The organism is Streptomyces sp. P17 (assembly GCF_032436805.1).
Classification (GTDB): domain Bacteria; phylum Actinomycetota; class Actinomycetes; order Streptomycetales; family Streptomycetaceae; genus Streptomyces.
Window position 1 is genome coordinate 1 of record NZ_JAVRBF010000558.1, and the last position, 304, is coordinate 304.

Sequence of the window (304 nt, forward strand, 5' to 3'; positions counted from 1 at the left end):
CTATTATATTTAACCCCCTCTATAACAACTTTCCTGCCTGCTCTGGTTTTTTTAATGTAATAATCAGGTTGCTTACCTGTTCTTTCAAACTCAACAATCTCTTCTAACGAAGCCCCTTTCTGTAGCTTGTAAAGAAGATCATTCCTTGTTTGAGTTAGATTGTTTTCCCTAATGAAAGAGTTCGCATTATTGTAAACAACACCATGACATATATAGTCTGACAACTCGCCACCGTATATTTGCTTATCAGTTGCTCCCTTCCCTCTCTGCATCAATACATACTTTATTGACCTCCCTGACTTCT

1 protein-coding gene is annotated in these 304 nt (G+C 37.5%); it reads right to left on the reverse strand.

Going from position 1 to position 304, the window contains the following annotated elements; all coding sequences use genetic code 11:
- On the reverse strand, positions 1 to 272 hold a 272-nt coding region (locus RMT89_RS42105; protein ID WP_315889038.1), incomplete at its 3' end, for a hypothetical protein.
- Positions 273 to 304: the final 32 nt, after the last annotated feature.